Origin of the sequence: Hafnia alvei, from assembly GCF_964063325.1 — a bacterium.
Classification (GTDB): domain Bacteria; phylum Pseudomonadota; class Gammaproteobacteria; order Enterobacterales; family Enterobacteriaceae; genus Hafnia; species Hafnia alvei_B.
Window position 1 is genome coordinate 1 of record NZ_OZ061317.1, and the last position, 18,335, is coordinate 18,335.

Here is an 18,335-nt window from a genome sequence, read left to right on the forward strand (position 1 = left end):
TGTGGAAGTTTCTGTGATTTCCAACGGCATCCCGCCCAAAGCGAGCTATATGCTGGATGCATCAGCCGATATTAATCGGAAGAGGAAAAACGAAGGGCTTGACAGTCTCCAAGCAGCACTAGAAATGTACGCGATGGACGGTGGATGGGTCGATGGTGAATGGTTTCAATTACGAAATGGCTACACATTAAATCAAACTGGCTACGCATTTCTAGAGCGTCCAATAGAGCGGACAGGCTCGAGGGGGAATTATCCGCACGCCTGGGCTGAACCTACATTCACATTGATCACACAAGGGAGTATGTCAGAAAACTGTTGGTGGTCGAAAATCAGTAACGATACTGGAGTGTTTTGGAAAGGAAATTGACCTGACCACAATGCCGGCGGCAGAACTGGAGAGGGGGTTATTAAGTATAAGCAAAAATAACCCCCTTGCTTTATCCACCAACTGTCGATGATGTAATGATGTAATGATGTAATGATGTAATGATGTAATGATGTAATGATGTAATTAAATCATGATTTAATGAAATAATGAAACAATGAAAGCATCACACATCACCTGTATGTCTATTCATAGGATATGACGCTAGAGTCGCCTTGGGCGCGTAGTTTTACTAAACATCGTAACGGAAGCTTGTAGCGCGGCCTTTTGTGTTTGCACTCGAGCTTCAGGAAGTGGTTGAGCCCGTACCGTTCCGGGTCCTTCGGGGTACCTGACCTTAGCCTCATATTTGTCGCCAGAGAATCGCCGAAATGAAAACTCACTCGTAGGCCGTAGACTTCCGTCCGGCATAATTTCCAGTAAAGTGCGATCAGAATTAGTAACAACATGGCGTCGGGGGGGAAGTATAGGTTCCCACGATTTACGTATTGGTGTTGTCTCTTTTAACCAAAGTTCTGCGGGTTGAAAAATAGCTCGAAAGCTCGTTGTGATTTTATCGAAGAGTTCCTCTTCATCAATACCAATAATAAGTCGCTCATTGAGACTCATCTTAATGGCCTTCCTAGCTTATCTATAGTTAGTTTTTTACGAATTTACGTGTTCAGAACGTTTCAAAAAAGTGTAACAGTTAAATATTCTGGTAATGGCTCTCCTCCAACCATGATGTGGCAACTTATCTGAAACTTTGTCGGTGTTAAAACCTAATATCAATAACATGATATGGGCACAAATCTTCCCATTTCATCCTAGGTGTAGTTATGCGTATTCAAATAGTGATAGGTAGCGTTCGACTCGGACGTGTTGGCCCACAAATAGCAAAGTGGGTTAATGATGTTGTAAGCAGTAGATATCCTTGTGAACTTGTCGATTTAAAGGACTGGAAACTTCCAATGGACGATGAGCCAAACCTACCTGCAGAGGGAGGCTACATCAGTGCGCATACACTTTCTTGGAGTAAGAAGATTTCAGAAGCTGATGCCTATATATTTGTTTTTCCGCAATATAACTGGGGTTACCCAGCAGCCTTAAAAAATGCAATCGACCACTTATACAAGGAATGGAACAACAAACCAGTGGCGATGGTCAGCTATGCAAATAGAGGGGGAGGGAAAGCAGCACTTCAATTGCGGCAAGTCTTACAGGGACTGCACATGAATGTTACAGAGACGAATGTTGAGATTAAACTTTCCGAAGTGGATTTGTCAAAGACGACTGCGGATGAAGTTTACCCAGTTTCACTGAGTCGCTATGAAGGCATCCTGAACGAAGCCCTAAGTCAGATAGCTGAACTCAAAAGCGCCGCTCAAATTTAGAGTGTCTCGATGAGTTAATTGGTGCATTGCTAACGCAAATGGGGCGGTATGCTAATGAATGATAGGCAAACCGCCTTGGCGGCTAAGTTTACTTATCTTTTTTTTTGAAAAGCCAAATACTGGCAAGGCTACCAAGAATTGCGCCAAATAATTTTCCCATAATGATCATTTCCGTAGGGGATAATCCATCATCTCTCCGGTAATGATTATAGTCAGCGGGTATTGTGCCATCAAAGGCTTGAAAAATTTGTGGGGCACAAACGAGGCCGAACAGCAAGATAGCACCTGCTATCATGTAGTTACGGTGGCTAAACCTCCCCGTTTCATTTAACCAGAAATAACAGCCCACACTAAAAACAATAAAGCCAAACGCAAAGCCGGCAAATAAAGTTCGAATGTCGAGAATAGCGTATCCTACTGCTTCCATAGCTTTTCCTATAGTTCGATGAACGAAATGTGATATTAGCCGTTCCCTTTCAGCATGGCTACCGCATCGGCCTCTGGCATCTGAAACTGTACTCGGTGCCTCGCAGCGACATCGAGCGCAAACACCTTGGTATAGACCTCGGTCGAACTGACCGACTTATGCCCCATCAGGCTCTGCAGCACCTTCAGCGGAATGCCGGCGTAGAGCATATGCATCGCATAAGAATGCCGGAACGTATGCGGCGTTACAGGCACAGAGAACCTCACCCCATCGGCCGCGGCGGCGTCAACGGCCTCATTGATCCACGTCCTTACGGTTCGGTCAGTCACACTCCATATCCGCGCCTTTTCCATTCTTCCGGTGCGTTTATTGCGTCGTTCTTGGGGAATTTTTAATGTCGCAATCATCATCTGCAACTGCGAGACATACTGTGTATCAGAGAGAGGGACCAAACGATGTGAAGCAATGCCTGTGGGGGTACGGCCCGATGTTCTAGCCGCTTTTTCTTCTCGCTGCTTTAACGTGGCCAACTGAACAAACGGGTAGGGCGGCACCAGCGAAAAATCGCCCCGCGTCAACGCTAGCGCTTCATTAATACGCGCGCCGGTATTCCACAGCGTGGCCAACAACATCTTACGATGCAAATCGGGCACATAATGAAGCAGGGCGCTCACTTCTGGTGCCAGCAAGTATTTAGGCAGTTCGTCCTGCACAATGGCCATCTGCCGTAATGCCAGAGCTGCGGGGTAATCGATGGCCACGGGTAACAGCTTTTTGTCTGGGGCATAAGGCTGTCCGGGAAGAGAAGGGTAATTCATGATACCTCGGGTGTTTCACAACGTACTGTTGATAACGTCTGGCGCTGCTGGGAGTAAAAAGAGTGGAGCTCATCCAGCATAATCAGCGCGCGGCGACCACTTTTACGAGGAAACATTCTCCGCATCTCAGGGGTAAGTTGATTACGTTCCCACCCGTAAGGAAAAATAATGCTGTAGTCACTTCTCTCAGGGAGAATATCAGGGCCTGCGACGATGCGAGCGACTTCCTGATTCAGACGCTCTCCGCGCCAGCCATAAGCAGCCAGACGCTTGCGGATACGCCCAATAGGAAAACGCTTATCAGAGTGACGGGGGAAAGTCAGCGTCCCGTCTTCGCCTCGAGTAATACCCAGCATATCCAGAGACTGCTCGATCACCACTGTTCGTGTGGGGAAATATTCACGCATAGTTTTCATCATATTTTCCATTACAGACCCCTTGTCAGTTAAATCGAATTTGTACCCTGTTCAAGGCACTGACGGTAACCATCATTGTCTTTCTGCATCACCATCACCGGCCTCAGCATTAACGACTGCATTTATGGCTTTCTCTACTGAAAAAGGACGCAACTCCTGATTACTGAACCGGACCTTATAGCAAAGGTGCTGTGCATACTGTCCGTTCTGACGTAGTTCATAATCGACAACAAAGGCAATAATGTTGCGGCCATTCAGTCCCCAGCCAGGTGAAACACAGCAGTAGCGGCTGTAGAGGTCTTTCAGCTCGTCAAAGAAAGCCCCTTGAGTCACCGGCCCAGAGGCCTTCACCTCATCACGTCGGTTCATGAAGTAGCCCACAGCTGCTTTTTTGGAAGCAAACTCCCTTCCCTTGATAATCACCTTAGTGGAACGTCCCATCCTTAACTCCTCACAGGTTATGCTGCATTATTGAGAAATCTCGTCACTCACCATGAGTGCTTCTTAATTTGCTGGCTGAGCACGTTCTTTCACAATCTCCTCGGCGATAGCACAAAATTGATCATGCTCGCTTTCCAAATAGGCATAGTAGATCCGTGCATCCTGCTCGGTTAGCCCATTTGGGTTCCCTACAAAATACGCCTGCAACGTGGTAATGGCGTGTCGAAAGGTGGCCAGATCATATGCCCAGTCAGCGAGCTCTCCTGCTGCGTCCATTTCTTGCTCAAACAAGACATACTGCTTTTCTAAGATATCCAGTCCAAGACGAGTCGCTGCATGGATATTACCTTCATCGCCATTTGCGATGGCGTTGCGGATTTTTTCAAATGAATACCCAAAGCCATCTTTACCGGTGATCGATTCAAACATCTCATTTTCCTTAAGTTGATAGTAATACGACTAAATATTATTTGCGTGCATATAAATGCATAAACATTTATCACTAAAAGTGAATACAACAACAGTAACAGTCTCACCAAGTAATTACCGAATCCCGATGTCGGCATGATCCGATTTTCTTGGATATTAACATTTCTCGGAAGTCGGTCATGATGCTTAGACGCACACTCTGGATGTACTCTCTCGCCACGAGTATGATAAGACAATATCAATACTACTATATATAGTGGTTAAAAATAAAATCCGACCGCGCATATTGATTTTTTCGACAAAGGACGGCCTAGAGAGGAGCAAGATCCGCTTCCTGGAGTTTTCGGATCTGACCGTGACAGGAGAAGGAGTGTATGTAGGTTCTGTACTGTATGTACGATATGTATAAACTATATTGTATGTATTATTTGTAGTTTGTGTATTGTATATCCCCCCGGAGCCAGATCATGACAACACTCTCCCCGGACACCGTCCGCCGCATTGAAGACGCCGCTGCCGCCCTTATCGCTGCCGGCAACCTGAACCCGACCAACGAGCAGGTCCGTCAGCACCTCGGCGGCGGCTCCCTGTCCCACATTTCCCCAGTGATGCGCGCGTTCCGAGCCCGCCAGCGCGAGCAGGCCGCTGAACAAACCACGCCCCTGCCGGCAGAGCTGGCGCAGCTGCTGACCGGCCAGCTGGTGCTGCTGTGGCAGGCGGCGGTGAAACAGGCTGAAGCCGGGGCTCTGGCGGCGCGCGAGCAGGCCGACGACGACATTGCCCGTTCTGACCAGGAGCGGGATGAGGCGCTGACGAAGGTGGCCGCCCTGGAAAGCGAGCTGGCGGTGCTGCGGGAAGTGGTGGCTGAACGTGACCGCCTGCTGCAGGAGGTGCGCGAGCTGCGCGCGGAGGCGCTACCGCTACGCGAGCAGGTGGCCCGCCTGACCGCCACCGGCGAACACCTGGCGACGCAGCTGCAGGACACGAAAGCGGAGCTGAAGGAATCCCGGGAGGACGACCGTAAACTTCAGGCCGAACTGCTGGCCCTGGCCCGCCATGACGGGAAGGTGAAAAAATGAGACAGGAAAGAACATTACGTATAAAGGCATTTCGACGGGCGCTGGAGCTTGGCGCCGGTGAGCGGGCTGACGAGTGCCGTCATTTTCCTCGCTGGAAAATGGAACTTAGGAATTTCCCGCACGGCAGCTGCGATTTAGCCAGCAACACACTGGCGAAGTACCTGACAGATACTGAGGGATGCCACCCCTGCATCATTTTTATGGAAGGTAACGCTGGCTTTCATGAAGCGGAAAACTCAACGGTTCACGGGCATGTCATCGTATTGCTGGACGGGGAATATATAGATCTGACGCTGGATCAGTTTCCAGAATATCCGGAGTATATCCAGGCTGAAGCTGTCGAGTCAGGTGGCTCACTGGGAAAACTTCTGCGCAATATAATGAAGCATGAAGACCCGGTAAAAACCCGCCGGGTTGATCTCAATGGTGGCGAAGAGCTGTATGCCTGGTTACGCGATACCGCCGACGAAGTGCTGGCTGCGGACCCGGAATGGCAGGTCTGGGAACAGTCTATAGCGGAACAAAGGGAAGCGGCCCTTAAGCTGTTCCCATTTCTGTCTAACATGCAGAAAATTGAGTGCGAACAGGGCCAGGACAGTCAGGAGGCTGCCAGATGAAGATTTATCATTACACTGACCTGAACGGCCTGAAGGGCATCATCGAATCAGGCTCACTGTGGGCGACGCACTTTTCCTTCCTTAATGACAGCAATGAACTGATTCACGGCATGAACTGCCTTGAGAATGCCCTGCAGTACCTGAGGGACGACTTTAACCCGAAAACCCTCAAGTTCATCGAACATGCACTGACGCACTTCAGAATGCACCGGGCTGCTCATGTCTATAACCTTTCTTTCTGTCTCGAACCCGACCTGTTAAGTCAGTGGCGGGGCTATGGCAGCTCTCAGGGCGTGTGTCTGGAATTTGATGATGAAGAACTGATTGCCTCCCTGGAACTCACGCACTACCAGGTGTTTAAAAACCGGGTGATCTATACCAAAGAGGATTCCACGCTTGAAGCCCGGAACGAAATCCTCGCCTTTTTTCGTCAGCCAGAGGTTCAGGCGGCAATAAATGCAGATGTAATGCATGAGATGATTCACGCAACCAAACTAGCACACAGCCTGCCGCCTTTTTTCAAGAATGACGGTTTCAAAGAGGAGCAGGAGTTCCGGATGGTAATTCTCCCGGACAGACCTTTTAAGGGTGTCAATTTTCGTGTCAATGACAGCGGTCTGGTGCCATATCTGATCATTAAAGCTAAAGATAAGCTGCCACTGAAAAACATCAGAATTGGTCCCCGCAGTAACAGAGCAATGATGATGGATGGGATTTCATTCCTGTTACAGAGCAAGGGGTACACCAGTACACGGATTTCGTTTACTGAGACACCGTTCCGGTAAACTCAATTAAGAAGTAAAACTTCAAGGGATCAGTATGTTGAATAAAGTTTCACAAATTAATTTGGCTAAAATCCTGGCTGAAAAATTTAACGAAGGTGACTGGCAGGAGCTGTTTGCTGTTACATCTTGTGAAGATGTTCCGGAAGGGCTGTATAAATTCTACCAGCATGTTCACTGGGACAACCCGGAGCTGAAAGGGGTGGCCATCTCTGCCATAGAAAGCACTCTGGCCAGAGACGCTGATAACCTTTCTAAAATCTGGGCGCTGGATAATGTTCAACGCTTTATCAACAATGCCAATACTGAGTTATTCAATGAAATAAAGGACATTGTTAATCAGAATAGGCAAAGAAATGTTTCCGCAGCTCCAGTGAAAAATGTGAACGAAAACATTTACCAGGCTTTAGAAGATGCGGAAGTGTTGCTTCAGAAATATGGACCACACCGGGCTTATGATCGTGTCCATACAGCTCTTCATGCTTCATTAAGACAAATGTGTGCAAACCATGGAATTGCGACCAATAGTACAAATAATAATGTTCCAGGATTGCTTTCCCTGATAACTGCACATCTCAAGGCCCTGCCGGATGATGGAAGAAACGAAGATGTGTTTAAAATGTTGAAGTCATCTGCCGCAATACTACATGGAATCAATAACCTGCGTAACAATTTCAGTATGGCCCATCCTACTGAAAATTTGCTTAATGAGGCCGACGCACGTTTTGCCATAAATCTGGTTCGTTCCATTATGACTTATATTGATGAATTGCTTTAATTTTAATAAAAATATGAGGCTCACAGCGAACAGATAGAGTATCAACGAAGAAGTGAAATACGGCCAGCATTTCGAACTCTGGCCGTACTCTTATGGTTTAACAATTGATGATCACCTGTGTAAGCGTTTAATAAACTTTTTTACTGACTTAAGGCCTGCTGAATTTCCTGGCACAGTATCGTGAACGCATAAGGATCAAAGCGGTTGGCTATCAGTCGACTGGGGTCAATGGGAACTTCAAAGGTCTCCTCGGACTTTATGTCATTATTATAGGAAAACAGGATGGTACCTGGATTTAATATATTGAAATAGGTAACACCTAACTCAAAAACAGATTCGGAGGAATAAAGCTCAAACTTCTGTGCTTTATTGTTATAGGCAATCATATAAATATTATAATTCTCTTTCTTAAAGAATTCTGCCAGTAACTCAATGGTGTTGCGGGCATTTTGTGCTATCCCATTCGCATTGGGTCCCTGGGCGTTATGTACCTTTAACTCGGCCAAAGCATATTGAGCGCCGCTGAATATGCTTGCTAAAAATTTCTTACGTTCCATCATATTGCCTCTGGCTAAATCCCTTCTGGGACTGTAAAGAGTTCCGTCAACAATGATCCAGTCATCGTTAACCCATTTTGTAACTTGTTGAGGGGTAACACTCATACTTTTAGCAAAAGCAGATTTATTCCCGTCAAAGAAAAGATCGATATGTTCAGAAAGCTTCATAACTAACCTGTTTGACTGTTTCAACACCAACAACATAATCAATATTTGATTATATATCAACAAAAATTGATTATATCTTTCATTCAGCACCGGAACTGCCAGAAATCGGATCTGCGTGATGAGAAAGGCGTAAGAGATATGATTTTACATAAAACACATAAAATCATACTAGATGTGATATTTGTCATAATACATAAATGCATACCTGATATGATATTCACCAAAGTAGAGATAAATTATTCGCTATATGATTTTACCTATTAATGTACATAATCAAACGGAGCATGCAGGATGGATGAAAAAGTATACTTTCGCCTCAGCTATGAAACGATGACCGGCGATACGGAAGACTTCATTAACGCATGTCTTGAACGGGCAAACCGTGCGGACTGCAACGATACCGATGCGGAGATTGCCCGCGCACGCAGCGCCATTGAACTCTGGTACTGTCTGGCGCTGGCGGGGCGTGCCCCAGACGACGTCGCCGACAGGGACCATCTGCGGTTCACCGAAATGCTCCTGCGCGCCCCGACCGCAGAACAACGCGCATGTCAGCAGTAACCTCCCGCGGGCCGTCGCCGCTGCAACGACGGGTGCTGATTGTGCTGGCTGCAATGGAACAACGGGGGACACACCGCGTCCGTACCCGAGATTTAGAGCATCTGCTGGCGCAGGGTGGGGAGGTTCCGGTCTATGGACCCAACCTGCGCGCCTCCTGCCGCCGGATGGAAACCGCAGGCTGGCTGCGTACCCTGCGGGCACCCAATTTGCAGCTGGCCGTGGAATTAACCGAGACGGGACGAGAGCTTGCCGTGCCTCTGCTCATCGAGGAACAAGACCGCTGTGAAGCTGAGCGTCGGGCAAGCGAAGTCAGAATGCTCCCGATGAGGGGATCACGTCCAACACAACTCACAGAGAAAGCACCGATAGACATCCCCGTTGAGCTTGACGGTAACCGGCATACCGCTTGGCGTGGGGTTTATGTCATCCATCTTGATGGCTCAACCTGCCTGCAGCTGTGGAACGCCGCTGGCCAAATGAGCCGCCTCGAGGGTGACCCTTTACAGGTCGCCACGTGGCTACAAGCATGCCATGACGCGGGGTTAGATCTACGCGTACAAATTAATGAAAGTCACACTTAAGCCGATGTCATCGATGCTCAGTGGCCAGCTAACCTAACCCCGACTCGTCCGAGCGAAGACGAAGACGAAGAACAATAACTAAATAAGTTTTATCAAAAGGTACAACGAGTCACTTAAAGAAATGTCTTGGGTCAGCACGCTCATATCAGGATGTAATCTCATTACACCCGCTATCGCCCTGATACTGCCCCCTATATTGAATTCTTGTTATCCAGTTACAGCCTTGTTTTGTTTAGTATTATTATTTCCAATTTAAACGAATTAATATCTTACTCAAAAAGGAGTTGTTATGCCTTGGTCTGTTATTAGAAAGGATTTTACACATAGTGATAGCGTCAAATGTGCTTTTAAGTGCAATCAACCTATAACAAGTGGTGTTGCTTTTGTTGTTCAGGATGAAGATGGTAATTCAGGGTTTTGTGGGAGTACATGTGTTAAGAAAGCACAAAACTATACTGACATTAAATCCATACCTAACTTCACATCGGCAACATTCATACAAAACGTAAACGGTGGTGGCAACGGAAACGGAAACGGTGGGAATATAGGAGGCTATACAGTTGATAATCGCCAGATTGCAATTACGTACTTGCTATTAAGGTTTGAACGTTTAAGTCACTATGGAAAATTGCGTATAACCAATACTGGCAGGTTGGCGCAAATATATGCCAGATACCAAACAGATCCACAAATATCTGAAACTGATGTTGACTATTTACTGAGCTGCGCAAACAACGAAACAACCTACCAGAGATTCAATTTAAGGAATCTTATGGCATTTTATAATTTAGAGAACCTTTGCAAAAAAATTGGCCGGAGTAAACATCAGAATCTGCTAACTCAAGACAAGACTGATGCATCTCGAATTGCCAGAGACTTATATACAAACACCCAAGTTCAACCTGCAGATATACAGCTAATTAATCAAATTCTCGATAAAATTGATTTTAAATATCGTATGTCGATAAACGCATTTCAGTGAAATGATGAAGCGCGAAGAGACAACTTCATGGCGCTACTGGCGTCGCGGTAGGTCGTAGCGTCTGAAGTTCGTATCGCCTTGATTTACGCAGCATCCGCGAAATTCAGTCCAACGAATAATCGTCAGGTCTGCTAAACGACCCAAGTTATCCTCTTTTTCCACAGCATAGATCTAATTATTTAGTCCTATAAGGATCTAATAAAGGATCTATAAATGGATCTACAAGGGATCTTTAAAAGATCTAGGTACGGATTTTACTCTAATTATCAATATCTTATACAACTTAAAGTTCCTTCTTTCATGCTGAAAGTTCCTTCTTTCATGTAAAAGGTTCTTAGTTGCATGCATATAGTTCCTACTATTATGCAAAAGGTTCTTGCTATCATGCATCAAGGTTCCTACTATCATGCATGAAAAGTTCCTACATGCATGCTCAACTAAAAACTGTCAGTTAACATTGACTACTTGTGGATAAAATAAAAATGTCTAAATATGACAGTGAGTTAAATCTACATATAGAGAAAATCAATCAGTCTTCTGGTGAAGTTGAACACATAGTTTCAACATCAACTAAAAGCATCCAGCCTTTATCATTGCTAAGACTAAGTGTCTTTACTCCTATGCAGGCAGCTGAAAAAGGTAAATTAAAAGACGTTGACGCCAGAACGCCCATTGATGCCATAAATGATTTCAGACAGCTCGAAATAGTTGAACGCGAAGGATATTCATCTGCGGTGATCACCGGTCCAAAGCTTGATATTGAAACTGATTTTAGAGTCTGGATAGGGGTTGTTTCCGCATTTACTCATTATCCTTCTCGTAACGGTGTTATAAGCATGAGCTTTGCTGACCTAGCTAGGCTATGTGACATCGACTCGAGGCAAGTTAATAAGCGCCTCAAAGAACGCCTAGCGCGTTCAGTATCGAAACTTAGCTCAACATCAATACGATTTTCAAAAAAGACGCCAGAGGGGGAAGCAATCGCAACAACCCACTTGATTGGTTCTTCTATCGCCGACCCCGAAGCAGACCTGGTTAAACTGGCACATGACACATTGCTTGCAGACTTTTATCAACTTGATATTAAAAGGATTCTAAAGCTAAAAGTACTCAATAATCTCAAGCGCAACGAGGTTGCAAAAGCGATATACACATTCTTAGAGGGGTTACCTAATAAACCTGGCGAGACTCAAATCGTGTCTGCAGCACGCTTGATGGCAAGATTGGACCTTAAATCCGAACCAAAGAAACAGATGTTTATTATTCGTAAGGCACTGAAAACATTGAGTGAAATAGGCTATTTATCCTATGAGGAAGGGTTCAAGCGAGTCAGTGGGAAACGAGCATTCTATTTTTCAATTCTCAAACGAGACCCCGATTTGGGTGAAAAAACTCGACTCACGGCATCGTAAAAGTTCCTACATGCATGAAAAGTTCTTCCATACATGCTTTTAGTCATGAATGGATAGTGATCAGCCTTACTACTCATGCTTAAGGGCTGAGATGTGTACGTGAAGCTAGAAATTTAGCATGTGTGTAGGAACCTTTTAGTCCCTCAAAGACTAACAGGCTCTCACTCAAAAGCTGTTTTTTCTCGTTCTTAGATCTAAATGTAAGCGTTTATGCCTCCTGAGATAGAGCACAGCAGCTGGATAAACATCAATACTTAATTAATGCAATGTGAATTGTCTTCAGTGGTAGATTTAGCCACATTCAAAACAACATTAATCAAATCAGTCACCGCTGGATTATGGTAAGCATTTTTATACCAAACTAATGCATATTTTGCTTTAGGTAATTTATCTTTGATCGGTATGGTAGAAAAATCATTTGCACCGAATGGTGCAGCCATTAATGATGATAGTACGGTGATAAAACCAGAGTAGGCAACGAGATTATAAATAGTCACAACAGAATCTGTTCTGATAACTTTATCTAAATTAAAGCCATTAACACCGAGCCAGCAATAAAGATCATTATAATAGCCCATATCGGTTTCAGGTAATATCCAGCGGGTATCTTTTAGTAATTTAAGATCCTCACAAGTTGAAAAAGGGGTGTTTTTTGATGTGACATACACAAATTCAGACTCGAATAAAGGGATGATGTTTAAGTCTTGTATTGGCATATCTGGGCTTATCGTTCCTATTGCAAAGTCTAATCGTCCCTCTCGAAGCGCTGGTAAAAGCGTAGATAGTTGAGCTTCTTGCATAACTAAATTAGCATCCGGATATTTAATCCTAAACTGATTTACTATTTTTGGTAATGTAGTGAAACTAATAAGTGACGAAAATCCAAATGAAACTTCAACAGACTTGTTGTCAAATATGCGTTTCAACTCGCTCACAGACCGACTGAGTCCTTTAATTATATAACGGGAGTGAGTAAGAAAAAGTTGACCCGCATCTGTTATCTCTATACCGACATTATTCCTAACAAATAACTCAACACCTAGAGTTGACTCTAAATCATTAATTGTTTTAGTAATCGATGGTTGTGTTAATCCTAAAGAGCGTGCTGCTGCCCTAATACCGCCACAACGAACGACTTCTTGGAATATTATTAAATGCTGTGTCTTCGGTAAATAGCTCATAAACACTCCAAGAGTTAGTTATATAACAATCAGTGTTTAATCGAAGTTTTAATGTGATAAACTTCACAGATAAAATATCTTATTATGTGACATCAATCGCATGTGGCTATATTTATCTTTTAATTCAATAATATAGAATTCTTATTTGAAGTAAGTTCATTGATCGCAATCAATTTATATATGGGGTGATAAATAAATAATATCACGAACAAAAAATATCATCTCCCACATCATAAAAAATAGAAATATTATTAAGATCTTCTCTCTGGGATTTTATGGAAGGTCTTATGTTAGCAAGTCAAGATACAATAAACAGACACTCATTCTTGAGAATAATTACCATTACATTACTCATTGTTGTGGTATCCGAATTCATCGGAGTATCGAAACTAACTATTTCTAAAACTACTATCAGTTTCTTACCAATGTTATATGCCGTCATCATAGGCGTCGTCATCACTCCAGATATTTTAGGTAAAAGAGTTAAGTGGCTAGGAGAGTTCATTAGCAAAAAAGAAATCAGTATGACCGGTAATATTGTTATGATTGCACTGCTGCCTCTGGGGGTTAAGTACGGAACATTAGTTGGCCCTAATATTAAAGAAGTTATTAATGCTGGCCCGGCTCTCATTTTACAAGAAATTGGTAACCTTGCTTCTGTCTTCATTGCGATTCCTGTCGCCCTTCTATTAGGAATGAAACGAGAGTGCATTGGTGCATGTTCGAGTATTTCTAGAGAGCCTTCTCTTGGTGTAATTGGCGAAAAATATGGTATAGAAAGCCCAGAAGGTACAGGCGTCTTGGGTACCTATTTGATTGGGAGCGTTATTGGTACAGTTTACTTTGGCATAATAAGCCCTTTAGGTTTGCATCTAGGGCTACATCCACTCTCGCTTGCTGTCGCTTGTGGCTTAGGATCAGGAAGTATGATGGCAGCTGCTTCAGCGTCATTGTCAGCTGCCGTTCCTGATATGTCTGGGCAAATATTAGCATTTGCTGCGACCAGTAATATGTTGGCTGCGTTTACAGGAATGTATGCACTGATTTTCTTGGCTTTACCCCTCAGCAATTTTCTCTATCGAATTTTACCTCATAAAAAATAATAACATTAATAGGTTTCACTATGACATTACAAGAGCATTTAAATAACACTAAAATTATTATCCCTTGTATTTTGTTAACGTTGGTTGCCCAGTGGGTTGGGAAAGGAATGTCTCCTATTTCGGCTCTTCCCGGTGCAATTATTATATTTTTGATTGTTATTCTTTCAATGCAAATTAAGGCATGGCTACCTAAACTTCCCCTTCCTGCATTTGCTTGGGCTACTGTCATTTCGTTGTTATTGAGTATTCCATATTCACCTATACACAATTTGTTTATGGAATATACGAATAAAATTGATTTTCTTGCTACTACAACGCCATTACTTGCCTTTGCTGGACTTTCTGTTGGTAACAGCCTCGAAAAGCTGAAATCAATGAGTTGGAAAATTGTGATTATTTCATTGATTGTCTTTACTTCCGCATTCTTCGGCGCGGCATATGTAGCACAAGTTATTCTTCACTTTCAAGGTATTATCTAAGAGGTTTTTATGAATTCTCACGACTATCGTAATATCGGGATAGAACATCGTCGTTTTCTTCATATGCATCCAGAACTGGGAAGAAAAGAATATGTCACCAGTGAATATTGTAGAAAACAACTTGAACAACTCGGTTATGTGATCACCCCCTGCTTTGAAACGGGGTTTATAGCCGATCTCAATATATCTCCTGATTTTCCAAAGATAGCATTTAGAGCCGATATGGATGCGCTGCCGGCGAATGAAAAGGAAGGGGAAGTTGTGTGTTCTCAAACACCTAACGCAGCTCATTTGTGTGGCCATGACCTACACATGGCTATTGCTCTAACCGCTGCGTTGATGATTGCGAATAATAAACAAAAGCTCCACACCAACATACGTTTTCTTTTTCAACCTTCCGAAGAGATGTTTCGTGGTGGCGCAAAAGGCATGATTGATTCCGGATGTCTTGAGGGTATATCTCAAGTCTTTGGTTTACATAACGATCCGCAAATCGATACAGGGAAAATTGCTATTCGGCCAGGGATCATGTCTTCTAACGGTGACCAATTTAAATTAACCATTGAAGGCAAAAGCGCTCATGCCTCAGCACCACATCTAGGCCTCGATGCGTTATCTGAATCGGTTCGTTTACTCAATGACTTCAAAGCCATTGTCACCGATCACGTTGACCCAAACAAAGCTGCTCTCATATCTACCTGTGTGCTGAATGCTGGGGAAGCACCCAATATTCTCGCTCGTACAGCCACGCTAGAAGGTTCTATACGTTCATTTGATATTCAGGTACAAAAAACACTCAAAGATAACTTTCTTGCTGAGATTGAAGAAACACGCCGACGTGGCTTCACGGTTTCGCTCGATTTGCGTGGATACCCCGCAATTAATAACCACCGGGAAGATACGCAAGAAGTTATTGAAATTGCTAGCCGTGTTTTAGGAAAAAATAACGTTTTAACTGACTACCCACCGATGGTAGGTTCAGAAGATTTCTCATATTTCATAGAAAAAGTTTCTGGCGCATTTTTCTTCTTAGGTAGTGGGAACCATGCAATGGGGATCAATAATCCCTTACACTCGAATCCATTCATCGTTAACGAAGATTGTATCCTTATCGGCGCGAAATTATTTGCCGGTATCGCAGGTATCAACGATTAAACATATAAAAATGAAGCTATAGCCATCACCAGTGGTGTAAACACCTTATTAGTTATACTGATAAGGTGTTTTTAATTTCTAACTGAATACCACGTCCATAGGACGTGGTATTAGGCATTTTGGCTCTGCCAGTAATGCTACTCATGGGAAATATCCCCACAGCCAGCAATCACTCAGATTGAGCAACGCGGCAACGATGTTAAGCTATCAACGCTAAAGCGTTATATAGAAGCGATGGGGGGGTAAACTGAGCTTAACGGTTGAAATGCCAGAAGGTAAAGAGCCAATTTTTCCATATCTAATTTTATAGTGATTAATTATCATTGAAAACCTTATGAATACACCGTCGAGGCAAAAGTGTTTTTCAATACAAAAAATTTCATACTTATATTCATGATTTTCACAATTGTAGGTTGTGCAAATGTTAGATTGAAGCACCCTACGCCCTCCAAAGAAATGGTAATCACCGCGCTAAAGGAATCTCAGGAATTACTAGACATTAATGAAAATAAAATAGATCTCCAAAAAATAAAAAATATTGAAAAACTTCCTGTAAACGAATTACCAGCTGATTTCTTTCTGGCTAAAATTTATCCTGACTTAACCATACATACTATGGGATTTACCAGTAATGAACTTCTTGTAGGATTGCGCTCTGGGCAAGACTTGAAAAATGCAGGAATTATAATAAAACCTATCAAAGGTTTTGTTTATGATTACACAGGAAAGATAGAACGTGTTTTATATGCTACACCACACATGGTTGATTCTGAAAATTCACGTAAAGATATGGTTCTGTACACTAAGCCAATGTCACCGTTTAGTGTTACAGTTTTATATCAGGATGGTACCAAAGGTCAATTCAATATCGAATCTAAACAAACAGCCGCTATATTTGGTGGTATTTACTCAACGAAATTAGATAAATTTGATGGTAAACTTTGGATTAATAACAAACTTTATTCAGACCGTTATTATGTAGGCATGCCATATAGTCAATAAGGGAAAGCAGTTGGTGGTTTACCCCAACTGTTAAAGCTGGCATATCTATGCCAGCTTTAGTTTCGAAGTTCATTAAGCAAGATTTATTCTTCAATTCTTTTATAAAGGTTGTCCGGAATATCAAGATATTGCAACGTATTTTTATCAATCACTTTTATGTAATAAGGGTTTTCTTCATTCTCGATCCAATCACCATGACGTTTAAGATGATTGGTATCTATTGAAAAATCATAATTATTATCTGAGTAGAAATAATTTTTCAGATTGTACTCATCACGGCTTTTATCATAGCTTAGAACCCATACATTCTGTTTCTTAACGCCTACGAACGTCCCAGCCAATGCATCTCCCTTATCTCCACATGCAGCTAACAGGCATGCAGAAATAAAAATATATCCTACTACCCATATTTTTTTCATTTTAATCCCTTTTATCGTAATGATTTGGGTAACTCCCCCCGATAACGCCCGTTAATCAAGGGGGAGTTATTTCCATAGGTATGCAAGCCATGAAAACTATTGAATTATACATCGTCATTAGCAATTTTGGCGCAATATATCTGTTTTCGCTGAAGCGACAACCCTTCTCTGCTATAGATATCGCCATAAAGTTTGCGTAACGACCAATTTTTGTATCTAATAGAGATAGAATTTCATTCTCTACACTAATATAAAAAACTAAAAAATAGCAGTAATCATACTAAAATCACTTAATTTTTATCAAAACCATAAGAGGTTTTATCATGGCTAAATGGGCTGTTAAATTTGATGTAAGAAAAGAAAATAACACTATGCATACTACAGAAACAGTAGAGGCTGAAACTGAGAGCACAGCGATAAGAATTGCTGAAGGGAAATCTAAATCATCTCTTAGCGCTAAGGTTAAGCAAGGTTATACATGGAACTTACTCTCAGTTAAGAGAAAGTAAATCACATGCTTAAACCGTTTGATACTGATCGTTCTGCCTTGCTTGTTGCTTCTTGACTATCAGTATCAATCGTTTTTCTTGGCTGTTTAACGTTATCCTCAATCCTTGCCCGCTCTGCTTTCATCTCTATAAACTCATCGGCTTAAAATTCCTTGTTTACTATTCATATTCACTCATAAAAAATGGGATGTCAGATAGTGAAATATGTTTGATATACAAATCATCCATTAATATGTTTCTTTTGATTATATTTCATAGAGTTACCAATCTATATTTTCGTTTATGTGATGTACAGCATGGGACTGGCGAGCAGTGCGCAGCCAGTCTTTGAATGCCGCTTTGCGGCATGGAGGCGCCAGCCGTTGTTGAATATGACACTAACGTTAAATGGCGCCGGTAACGCGGCGAAGCCGCTCTGTTTTGATAGGTATCCCCAATCCCCATCCCATCCCTGCTAAGTCAAACCCGCTCAAAGCGATGTAGAAGCGTCATTATGCTGTCGGAGTGACCACGACAAGGCTTTGCCGCAGTCGGGGTGTATCTCCGCGTTAGCGGGTCGTAGAGCCGCTTACGTGCATGGATTCAAATCTTCCAGCTACCTAGCCAAAATTTTGTATGCGTTTAGGTTGTCTCTAATGGGGCCCGCCGCTTGCGGTGGGAGGTACTTAATAAACTTCTGAG

The 18,335-nt window shown here is 43.1% G+C and carries 23 protein-coding genes and 2 pseudogenes; 17 read left to right on the top strand and 8 right to left on the bottom strand.

The annotated features are described in order from the left end of the window. Positions 1-367, top strand: a 367-nt coding sequence (locus tag AB3Y96_RS23010; RefSeq protein WP_367300404.1) for a hypothetical protein, incomplete at its 5' end; no start/stop codon positions are given. A gap of 836 nt (positions 368-1,203) precedes the next feature. Continuing rightward, positions 1,204-1,758, top strand: a complete 555-nt coding sequence (locus AB3Y96_RS23015; RefSeq protein WP_367300405.1) for an NADPH-dependent FMN reductase — start codon at positions 1,204-1,206, stop codon at positions 1,756-1,758. 88 nt (positions 1,759-1,846) lie between these two features. Here AB3Y96_RS23015 and AB3Y96_RS23020 read toward each other — a convergent pair whose 3' ends face one another. The 5 genes from AB3Y96_RS23020 to AB3Y96_RS23040 all read right to left on the bottom strand — a co-directional run bounded on the left by AB3Y96_RS23020 (position 1,847) and on the right by AB3Y96_RS23040 (position 4,289). After that, positions 1,847-2,185, bottom strand: a complete 339-nt coding sequence (locus AB3Y96_RS23020) for a hypothetical protein (protein WP_166713696.1) — start codon at positions 2,183-2,185, stop codon at positions 1,847-1,849. Between the two features lie 35 nt (positions 2,186-2,220). Then, entirely contained in the window at positions 2,221-3,003 is a 783-nt protein-coding gene (locus AB3Y96_RS23025) for a site-specific integrase (RefSeq protein WP_367300406.1), read from the bottom strand. Then, positions 3,000-3,431 (bottom strand): hypothetical protein, encoded by a 432-nt coding sequence (locus tag AB3Y96_RS23030; RefSeq protein ID WP_367300407.1) that lies wholly within the window; start codon positions 3,429-3,431, stop codon positions 3,000-3,002. The genes AB3Y96_RS23025 and AB3Y96_RS23030 overlap by 4 nt, the downstream gene beginning before the upstream one ends. 60 nt (positions 3,432-3,491) lie before the next feature. Further along, complete coding sequence (locus AB3Y96_RS23035) at positions 3,492-3,860, bottom strand: hypothetical protein (protein ID WP_367300408.1); 369 nt, start codon at positions 3,858-3,860, stop codon at positions 3,492-3,494. Between the two features lie 63 nt (positions 3,861-3,923). After that, on the bottom strand, positions 3,924-4,289 hold the full coding sequence (locus AB3Y96_RS23040; RefSeq protein WP_367300409.1) for a hypothetical protein: 366 nt from the start codon (positions 4,287-4,289) through the stop codon (positions 3,924-3,926). 467 nt (positions 4,290-4,756) lie between these two features. Here AB3Y96_RS23040 and AB3Y96_RS23045 point away from each other — a divergent pair, with 467 nt between their 5' ends. The 5 genes and pseudogenes from AB3Y96_RS23045 (at position 4,757) to AB3Y96_RS23065 (ending at position 7,545) form a co-directional block, all read left to right on the top strand. Further along, positions 4,757-5,368, top strand: a complete 612-nt coding sequence (locus AB3Y96_RS23045; protein WP_367300410.1) for a DNA-binding protein — start codon at positions 4,757-4,759, stop codon at positions 5,366-5,368. After that, positions 5,365-5,985, top strand: a complete 621-nt coding sequence (locus AB3Y96_RS23050; RefSeq protein WP_367300411.1) for a hypothetical protein — start codon at positions 5,365-5,367, stop codon at positions 5,983-5,985. The genes AB3Y96_RS23045 and AB3Y96_RS23050 overlap by 4 nt, the downstream gene beginning before the upstream one ends. After that, positions 5,982-6,167, top strand: a pseudogene (locus tag AB3Y96_RS23055) (hypothetical protein); the annotation flags it as partial. The gene AB3Y96_RS23050 and the pseudogene AB3Y96_RS23055, both read left to right, overlap by 4 nt. 21 nt (positions 6,168-6,188) lie before the next feature. Continuing rightward, entirely contained in the window at positions 6,189-6,770 is a 582-nt protein-coding gene (locus tag AB3Y96_RS23060) for a DUF2971 domain-containing protein (protein WP_367300432.1), read from the top strand. Positions 6,771-6,804: 34 nt separating this feature from the next. After that, positions 6,805-7,545 carry an abortive infection family protein gene (locus AB3Y96_RS23065; protein ID WP_367300412.1) on the top strand — a complete coding sequence of 247 codons (741 nt, stop codon included), beginning with the start codon at positions 6,805-6,807 and terminating at the stop codon, positions 7,543-7,545. Between the two features lie 140 nt (positions 7,546-7,685). Here the strand turns inward: AB3Y96_RS23065 and AB3Y96_RS23070 are convergent, their stop codons facing one another. Then, the gene (locus AB3Y96_RS23070; RefSeq protein ID WP_367300413.1) at positions 7,686-8,270 is read right to left on the bottom strand and encodes a hypothetical protein; all 585 of its coding nucleotides are present in this window, start codon (positions 8,268-8,270) and stop codon (positions 7,686-7,688) included. Positions 8,271-8,561: 291 nt separating this feature from the next. Between AB3Y96_RS23070 and AB3Y96_RS23075 the strand changes: the two genes are divergently transcribed. The 4 genes from AB3Y96_RS23075 (at position 8,562) to AB3Y96_RS23090 (ending at position 11,806) form a co-directional block, all read left to right on the top strand. Then, positions 8,562-8,831 carry a hypothetical protein gene (locus AB3Y96_RS23075; protein ID WP_115349476.1) on the top strand — a complete coding sequence of 90 codons (270 nt, stop codon included), beginning with the start codon at positions 8,562-8,564 and terminating at the stop codon, positions 8,829-8,831. Then, entirely contained in the window at positions 8,819-9,412 is a 594-nt protein-coding gene (locus tag AB3Y96_RS23080) for a hypothetical protein (RefSeq protein ID WP_279079652.1), read from the top strand. Before AB3Y96_RS23075 ends, AB3Y96_RS23080 begins: the two co-directional genes overlap by 13 nt. Before the next feature lie 289 nt (positions 9,413-9,701). Next, positions 9,702-10,394 (top strand): hypothetical protein, encoded by a 693-nt coding sequence (locus AB3Y96_RS23085; RefSeq protein WP_115349478.1) that lies wholly within the window; start codon positions 9,702-9,704, stop codon positions 10,392-10,394. A gap of 482 nt (positions 10,395-10,876) precedes the next feature. After that, a complete protein-coding gene (locus tag AB3Y96_RS23090) occupies positions 10,877-11,806 on the top strand; it encodes a replication initiation protein (protein ID WP_367300414.1) in 930 nt (309 codons plus the stop codon). 254 nt (positions 11,807-12,060) lie between these two features. Here AB3Y96_RS23090 and tdcA read toward each other — a convergent pair whose 3' ends face one another. Next, complete coding sequence (gene tdcA / locus AB3Y96_RS23095; RefSeq protein ID WP_115349480.1) at positions 12,061-12,987, bottom strand: transcriptional regulator TdcA; 927 nt, start codon at positions 12,985-12,987, stop codon at positions 12,061-12,063. Between the two features lie 287 nt (positions 12,988-13,274). Between tdcA and AB3Y96_RS23100 the strand changes: the two genes are divergently transcribed. The 5 genes and pseudogenes from AB3Y96_RS23100 (at position 13,275) to AB3Y96_RS23120 (ending at position 16,726) form a co-directional block, all read left to right on the top strand. Beyond that, the gene (locus tag AB3Y96_RS23100; protein ID WP_166713708.1) at positions 13,275-14,090 is read left to right on the top strand and encodes a DUF3100 domain-containing protein; all 816 of its coding nucleotides are present in this window, start codon (positions 13,275-13,277) and stop codon (positions 14,088-14,090) included. 20 nt (positions 14,091-14,110) lie between these two features. Beyond that, complete coding sequence (locus tag AB3Y96_RS23105) at positions 14,111-14,569, top strand: hypothetical protein (RefSeq protein ID WP_166713709.1); 459 nt, start codon at positions 14,111-14,113, stop codon at positions 14,567-14,569. A 9-nt stretch (positions 14,570-14,578) separates the two neighbouring features. Beyond that, complete coding sequence (locus AB3Y96_RS23110; protein WP_367300415.1) at positions 14,579-15,724, top strand: M20 family metallopeptidase; 1,146 nt, start codon at positions 14,579-14,581, stop codon at positions 15,722-15,724. A gap of 150 nt (positions 15,725-15,874) precedes the next feature. Further along, positions 15,875-16,034: pseudogene (locus AB3Y96_RS23115) on the top strand (helix-turn-helix domain-containing protein); the annotation flags it as partial. A gap of 83 nt (positions 16,035-16,117) precedes the next feature. Then, entirely contained in the window at positions 16,118-16,726 is a 609-nt protein-coding gene (locus AB3Y96_RS23120; RefSeq protein WP_367300416.1) for a hypothetical protein, read from the top strand. A gap of 83 nt (positions 16,727-16,809) precedes the next feature. Here AB3Y96_RS23120 and AB3Y96_RS23125 read toward each other — a convergent pair whose 3' ends face one another. Then, the gene (locus tag AB3Y96_RS23125; RefSeq protein WP_115349485.1) at positions 16,810-17,145 is read right to left on the bottom strand and encodes a hypothetical protein; all 336 of its coding nucleotides are present in this window, start codon (positions 17,143-17,145) and stop codon (positions 16,810-16,812) included. Between the two features lie 323 nt (positions 17,146-17,468). Here AB3Y96_RS23125 and AB3Y96_RS23130 point away from each other — a divergent pair, with 323 nt between their 5' ends. Further along, positions 17,469-17,654 carry a hypothetical protein gene (locus AB3Y96_RS23130; protein ID WP_115349486.1) on the top strand — a complete coding sequence of 62 codons (186 nt, stop codon included), beginning with the start codon at positions 17,469-17,471 and terminating at the stop codon, positions 17,652-17,654. Positions 17,655-18,335: the final 681 nt, after the last annotated feature.

What these genes read in the sequence shown, in the direction of transcription:
- AB3Y96_RS23015 (WP_367300405.1), top strand. Translation starts at nt 1,204, where the DNA reads ATGCGTATTCAAATAGTGATAGGTAGCGTTCGACTCGGACGTGTTGGC.
- AB3Y96_RS23020 (WP_166713696.1), bottom strand. Translation starts at nt 2,185, where the DNA reads ATGGAAGCAGTAGGATACGCTATTCTCGACATTCGAACTTTATTTGCC.
- AB3Y96_RS23025 (WP_367300406.1), bottom strand. Translation starts at nt 3,003, where the DNA reads ATGAATTACCCTTCTCTTCCCGGACAGCCTTATGCCCCAGACAAAAAG.
- AB3Y96_RS23030 (WP_367300407.1), bottom strand. Translation starts at nt 3,431, where the DNA reads ATGGAAAATATGATGAAAACTATGCGTGAATATTTCCCCACACGAACA.
- AB3Y96_RS23035 (WP_367300408.1), bottom strand. Translation starts at nt 3,860, where the DNA reads ATGGGACGTTCCACTAAGGTGATTATCAAGGGAAGGGAGTTTGCTTCC.
- AB3Y96_RS23040 (WP_367300409.1), bottom strand. Translation starts at nt 4,289, where the DNA reads ATGTTTGAATCGATCACCGGTAAAGATGGCTTTGGGTATTCATTTGAA.
- AB3Y96_RS23045 (WP_367300410.1), top strand. Translation starts at nt 4,757, where the DNA reads ATGACAACACTCTCCCCGGACACCGTCCGCCGCATTGAAGACGCCGCT.
- AB3Y96_RS23050 (WP_367300411.1), top strand. Translation starts at nt 5,365, where the DNA reads ATGAGACAGGAAAGAACATTACGTATAAAGGCATTTCGACGGGCGCTG.
- AB3Y96_RS23060 (WP_367300432.1), top strand. Translation starts at nt 6,189, where the DNA reads ATGCACCGGGCTGCTCATGTCTATAACCTTTCTTTCTGTCTCGAACCC.
- AB3Y96_RS23065 (WP_367300412.1), top strand. Translation starts at nt 6,805, where the DNA reads ATGTTGAATAAAGTTTCACAAATTAATTTGGCTAAAATCCTGGCTGAA.
- AB3Y96_RS23070 (WP_367300413.1), bottom strand. Translation starts at nt 8,270, where the DNA reads ATGAAGCTTTCTGAACATATCGATCTTTTCTTTGACGGGAATAAATCT.
- AB3Y96_RS23075 (WP_115349476.1), top strand. Translation starts at nt 8,562, where the DNA reads ATGGATGAAAAAGTATACTTTCGCCTCAGCTATGAAACGATGACCGGC.
- AB3Y96_RS23080 (WP_279079652.1), top strand. Translation starts at nt 8,819, where the DNA reads ATGTCAGCAGTAACCTCCCGCGGGCCGTCGCCGCTGCAACGACGGGTG.
- AB3Y96_RS23085 (WP_115349478.1), top strand. Translation starts at nt 9,702, where the DNA reads ATGCCTTGGTCTGTTATTAGAAAGGATTTTACACATAGTGATAGCGTC.
- AB3Y96_RS23090 (WP_367300414.1), top strand. Translation starts at nt 10,877, where the DNA reads ATGTCTAAATATGACAGTGAGTTAAATCTACATATAGAGAAAATCAAT.
- tdcA (WP_115349480.1), bottom strand. Translation starts at nt 12,987, where the DNA reads ATGAGCTATTTACCGAAGACACAGCATTTAATAATATTCCAAGAAGTC.
- AB3Y96_RS23100 (WP_166713708.1), top strand. Translation starts at nt 13,275, where the DNA reads ATGTTAGCAAGTCAAGATACAATAAACAGACACTCATTCTTGAGAATA.
- AB3Y96_RS23105 (WP_166713709.1), top strand. Translation starts at nt 14,111, where the DNA reads ATGACATTACAAGAGCATTTAAATAACACTAAAATTATTATCCCTTGT.
- AB3Y96_RS23110 (WP_367300415.1), top strand. Translation starts at nt 14,579, where the DNA reads ATGAATTCTCACGACTATCGTAATATCGGGATAGAACATCGTCGTTTT.
- AB3Y96_RS23120 (WP_367300416.1), top strand. Translation starts at nt 16,118, where the DNA reads ATGATTTTCACAATTGTAGGTTGTGCAAATGTTAGATTGAAGCACCCT.
- AB3Y96_RS23125 (WP_115349485.1), bottom strand. Translation starts at nt 17,145, where the DNA reads ATGAAAAAAATATGGGTAGTAGGATATATTTTTATTTCTGCATGCCTG.
- AB3Y96_RS23130 (WP_115349486.1), top strand. Translation starts at nt 17,469, where the DNA reads ATGGCTAAATGGGCTGTTAAATTTGATGTAAGAAAAGAAAATAACACT.